We start from the raw sequence: 4,667 nt of genomic DNA on the forward strand, positions 1-4,667 counted from the left end.
CATCTGAGCTCTGTCGGCTGAATAGACCTTTTTGAACCTACTTTGACGCACTTGTTGGAGAATTAGCCCCCGCTTGACCTCATTATGAATGGTTTGAGGAGCTTTATCTAGTCGCCTAGCCACTTCACGATTGGAACACCCTTCATGTAACCAACGTTCAATATTTCTACGGTCTGATAGTGTTAAATGTTTTCCTTTTGGTGTATAATAGTCTTGCATCTCAGAGTCTTTCTAATTGTTTTTGTGGTGATTACAATTATATCTCTCTGAGGTGTTTTTTCATACTTTTAAGTGGCTAACTTCATTTTAAAACTTTTAATCATCATGAAAGAGGTATTTCAACAATCTTAGAATCAATTTTTTGGAAAGAAACCTTACCTTGATAAAATTCTATTAAAGCGTCTTGAATATCAGATAGCCTATCCTCGTCAGTGTAGATATCACTGGTCACACGATCAAGAAATTGCGTATTGAACTCTTCCAAATTTTCTTGTTCTAAGAAGTTAGCAAAGGTTTGGTATTGAGGATAAGTTAGATTAATCTGTAGTCCAACCTGTTCCTTAACGGCTATCAATCCAGTCTCATTGAGTGCATGTGCGACACTGCCAGCATACGCACGTATAAGTCCGCCTGCCCCGAGTTTAATGCCACCAAAATAACGTGTGACAACAGCAACAACATTAGTGAGCTCTTGCTTTTCAAGTACCGTCAACATAGGAACGCCAGCAGTCCCACTTGGCTCTCCATCATCGCTAGAACGCTTGATTTCGCTATTTTCTCCAATGATCATAGCAGAACAAGAATGGTTTGCCTTATAGTGTTCTTTTTTGATAGCAGCGATATATTCACGAGCCTCTTCTTCACTATCGACACGTTTGAGATGGCAGATAAAACGTGACTTTTTGATATCTTCTTCAGTGATATTATTTGCTTTGATTGTTTTATAATTCATAAAAAAATTTTACCATAAGCTTGGCAGAACTTCGAATAAATAGATGATGAAAACAATAAAAGAAAAGAGTGGTTGCTGGTTTGCTGGTTCAGATGTCACTTTGGAAGAAAAAGAGATGGCTATAAGAATACCCGCCTTTACCAAAGAAAACGTTAATCTTAGCTGTTTTAGATGTGCAGAAAAGATTCCAAATGACTGGCGCCTACCAGATGGAAAGCACTATTGCCGTTCTTGTATTTTATTAGGCAGATTAATTGAAGACGATTATCTCTATTACTTTCCACCCAAAAATTTTCCTAAAACAGACTGTTTAAGATGGCAAGGTAAACTGACCGAATATCAAAAAGAAGTTTCAGACGGCCTTATCAAAGCTCTCAAAAAGAAAGAGGATAGCCTTGTTCATGCAGTTACTGGAGCAGGAAAAACTGAGATGATCTATGAAGTCGTAGCTCAAGTGATTAATGAGGGAGGACAAGTTTGCTTAGCCAGTCCTCGAATTGACGTTTGTATAGAATTGTATAAACGCTTAAGCCAAGATTTTGCTTGCCATATAGATTTGTTACATGGTGATTCTGAACCATACAGTGGTGCACCATTAGTTATTGCCACTACTCATCAACTGTTAAAGTTTTACAGGTGCTTTGACCTCATATTAGTTGATGAGGTAGATGCTTTTCCCTATGTCGATAACAAAACACTTTATCATGCCGTTAAAACAGCAAAAAAAGATGACGGATTAACAATTTTTATGACTGCAACTTCCACAGCAGCATTAGACAGACAAGTGAAAAAAGGTCAATTGAGAAAATTAACACTATCAAGACGATTTCATGGCAATCCACTAGTTGTGCCAAAAACGATTTGGCTAACAAAATTAGAGAAAAAAGTACAAGCAGGGAAAATTCCTGTAAAGTTAAAGAAATATATCGATAGGCAGTTAATGACCGAGTACCCCCTTTTGATATTCATCCCAGACATTTCATTCGGTCAAAAAATAGCTGGAATTCTTAGTCACATGTATCCAAAAACCAGCATAGGATTTGTATCAAGTACCAGTTTAAATCGATTAGAAGAAGTAGAAAGTTTTAGAAAAGAGGAACTAAGAATTCTTATTTCAACAACTATTTTAGAACGTGGGGTAACCTTTCCTAAGGTTGATGTCTTTGTTTTATTGGCGCATCACCGATTATTTAATAGCTCTAGCCTTATTCAAATAGCTGGGAGAGTTGGACGATCGCTCGATAGGCCTACTGGTGATCTATTCTTTTTCCATGATGGTTTAACGACATCTATCAAAAAAACAAAGCAAGAAATACAAAAAATGAACTGCTTAGGAGGCTTTAAATGAAGTGTCAGATGTGTCATAAAGACATAAATGAAAAGAGAGAGTTTACATCAATATTGCTGCTCAAAAGAATGAAGGCTCAAACTTGTAAAGAATGTCTAAATCTGTTTGAAAAGATTGGAGACAAACATTGCTCTACTTGTTATAAAAAATCAGAATTAGAGAAATGTCAAGATTGTTGGAATTGGGAAAGCAAGGGAAATAAGGTTAATCATAAAAGTCTCTACGTTTACAATCAAGCGATGAAAGCTTATTTTTCGGTGTTCAAATTTCAAGGTGACTATCTTTTAGCGGAGCAATTCTCTACAGATATTAGACAGTCCCTAAAATGTTACAAGGATTATACTATTGTTCCAATTCCCATAAGTCAGCAAAGAATGGAAACAAGGAAGTTCAATCAAGTTGAAGCCTTACTAGAAGCAGCCCAAATTCCTTACCAAACTTTACTTGAAAAAAAGGACATTGTCTCACAAACAACAAAAAATAAAAAAGAAAGAATGAATTCAGAACAAGTTTTCAATCGGAAAGAAGGTGTAGATATTCCTATGAAAGTCCTTATTGTGGATGATATATATACAACAGGGCATACCATATTTTTAGCTAAGGAAATATTGAAAGAGATTGGCGTCAAGGAAGTAGCTAGTTTTAGTTTAGCGAGATGAATTTTAAAACTTGCAAATTTTCATGAAAGCGATATAATATAAGTATAGAAAGCGCTTAAAGCGCAAGAAAGAGGTATCTTATGATTAAATATAGTATCCGTGGCGAAAACATCGAAGTAACAGATGCAATCCGTAACTATGTCGAATCAAAGGTTGCAAAAATTGAAAAATATTTCAATGAAAAACAAGAATTAGATGCAAAAGTAAATCTAAAAGTGTATCGTGAAAAAACAGCAAAAGTTGAAGTAACCATTCCGCTTGGGTCAGTAACTCTACGTGCAGAAGATGTCTCACAAGATATGTACGGCTCAATTGATTTAGTTGTTGATAAAATTGAACGTCAAATTCGCAAAAACAAAACCAAAATTGCGAAAAAACATCGTGAAAAAGTACCTACAGCTCAAGTATTTACAGCTGAGTTTGAAACGGAAGCTGCTGAAGAAAGTTCAGAAACACGTGTTGTAAGAACAAAGCATGTTGATTTAAAACCAATGGATATTGAAGAAGCCATTCTGCAAATGGATTTGCTAGGACATGATTTCTTTATCTTCACAGACTCAGAAGATGGTCAGACCAATGTTTTATATAAGCGTGAAGATGGTGAATATGGCTTAATCGAAGCTAAATAATCATACTCTTCGTCAAACGAGTGATTTGCACAAGGGCCACAAGCCCATAATACCAGCCAGCGCCCAAAGACGCTGGCTTTTACATTTGTTCAAGCCTTCTGCTCTTGAACATCCTTCTTTATCCTAACTTCCTTAAGACCAACGGTACTGAATAATATCTTTCAGCTAAAAGTAACGTCCCAAAATCTATATCTGAGATTAACATGTTTATCACACATCATGAGGGCACTCGTACCATTCCAATAATCCACGCAACTTGCGCTCCTCAGTCACTGTGGAATGCTTGCTAACATATGAACATTGTCTGGCATTCATAGCCACCAATGATTTTAACACTTTCATACTGTGAAAAATTTCTTCCAAACTGCTTCGGTATTGATTATAGATGTGTTTTCATCTATAAGACGACGTGATATTTATACATTCATTTCGTGTGAAATAAGCTAGGTGCCATACTTTACCCCTTTCGCTATGCAACAGGATTGAACACTTTATAGTATCGCGTTAGGAGTTTTTGTTTAACCATCAGTGCGCCCCCGCTATGTGGGGCGTTTATTGTTTCACACCTTCAGAGTGAAACGGACTTGAAGTCACATAACAAGAATAACCGAGCTTTTTTCTCAGTTTTTTATTTTTTTAAAAAAGTTGTTGACAGAACATATTGTGATGGTGTATGATATAAAAGTTGCTGTTTGAGTAACCAACTGATGAAAAAAGTTTTTGAAAAAAATAAGAAAAACTTATTGACTTTTAAAGGAACAGTTGATAGAATAAAGAAGTTGTCTCGTAAGAGGCAATGTAAGACCTTTGAAAACTGGATAAAGAAACCAAACGTGCGGGTTACGAAAGTAACCTGTCAAAAAGAGAAAACGTCAGAAAGACACACGAGTGGGAACTCAAAATCTTAAAAATTAATGAGAGTTTGATCCTGGCTCAGGACGAACGCTGGCGGCGTGCCTAATACATGCAAGTGGAACGCATTTATAACTACCGTAGCTTGCTACAATTGGTATAAATGAGTCGCGAACGGGTGAGTAACGCGTAGGTAACCTACCTTTAAGCGGGGGATAACTATTGGA

The 4,667-nt window shown here is 36.4% G+C and carries 5 protein-coding genes, 1 rRNA gene and 1 pseudogene; 4 read left to right on the top strand and 3 right to left on the bottom strand.

The window, feature by feature from the left end; genetic code table 11:
• A partial coding sequence (locus tag A3IA_RS0108035) for a helix-turn-helix domain-containing protein (protein ID WP_018380814.1) occupies positions 1-219 on the bottom strand: 219 nt, incomplete at its 3' end.
• A 103-nt stretch (positions 220-322) separates the two neighbouring features.
• Positions 323-952 (bottom strand): YigZ family protein, encoded by a 630-nt coding sequence (locus A3IA_RS0108040; RefSeq protein ID WP_018380815.1) that lies wholly within the window; start codon positions 950-952, stop codon positions 323-325.
• A 46-nt stretch (positions 953-998) separates the two neighbouring features.
• On the opposite strand from A3IA_RS0108040, the gene A3IA_RS0108045 reads away from it, so the two are divergent.
• The 3 genes from A3IA_RS0108045 to hpf all read left to right on the top strand — a co-directional run bounded on the left by A3IA_RS0108045 (position 999) and on the right by hpf (position 3,588).
• The gene (locus A3IA_RS0108045; RefSeq protein WP_026217627.1) at positions 999-2,300 is read left to right on the top strand and encodes an ATP-dependent helicase ComFA; all 1,302 of its coding nucleotides are present in this window, start codon (positions 999-1,001) and stop codon (positions 2,298-2,300) included.
• A complete protein-coding gene (locus A3IA_RS0108050) occupies positions 2,297-2,959 on the top strand; it encodes a ComF family protein (RefSeq protein WP_018380817.1) in 663 nt (220 codons plus the stop codon). Before A3IA_RS0108045 ends, A3IA_RS0108050 begins: the two co-directional genes overlap by 4 nt.
• A gap of 80 nt (positions 2,960-3,039) precedes the next feature.
• Entirely contained in the window at positions 3,040-3,588 is a 549-nt protein-coding gene (gene hpf, locus A3IA_RS0108055; RefSeq protein ID WP_018380818.1) for a ribosome hibernation-promoting factor, HPF/YfiA family, read from the top strand.
• 95 nt (positions 3,589-3,683) lie between these two features.
• Here hpf and A3IA_RS13695 read toward each other — a convergent pair.
• Positions 3,684-3,981: pseudogene (locus tag A3IA_RS13695) on the bottom strand (transposase); the annotation flags it as partial.
• A 517-nt stretch (positions 3,982-4,498) separates the two neighbouring features.
• Between A3IA_RS13695 and A3IA_RS0108060 the strand changes: the two are divergent.
• Positions 4,499-4,667 (top strand): 16S ribosomal RNA (locus A3IA_RS0108060); the annotation flags it as partial.

The sequence above is a fragment of the Streptococcus thoraltensis DSM 12221 genome, from assembly GCF_000380145.1.
Classification (GTDB): Bacteria; Bacillota; Bacilli; order Lactobacillales; family Streptococcaceae; genus Streptococcus; species Streptococcus thoraltensis.

Excerpts from the sequence above, each read along its gene's own strand:
- hpf (WP_018380818.1), top strand. The coding sequence starts at position 3,040 with ATGATTAAATATAGTATCCGTGGCGAAAACATCGAAGTAACAGATGCA.
- A3IA_RS0108050 (WP_018380817.1), top strand. The coding sequence starts at position 2,297 with ATGAAGTGTCAGATGTGTCATAAAGACATAAATGAAAAGAGAGAGTTT.
- A3IA_RS0108040 (WP_018380815.1), bottom strand. The coding sequence starts at position 952 with ATGAATTATAAAACAATCAAAGCAAATAATATCACTGAAGAAGATATC.
- A3IA_RS0108045 (WP_026217627.1), top strand. The coding sequence starts at position 999 with ATGAAAACAATAAAAGAAAAGAGTGGTTGCTGGTTTGCTGGTTCAGAT.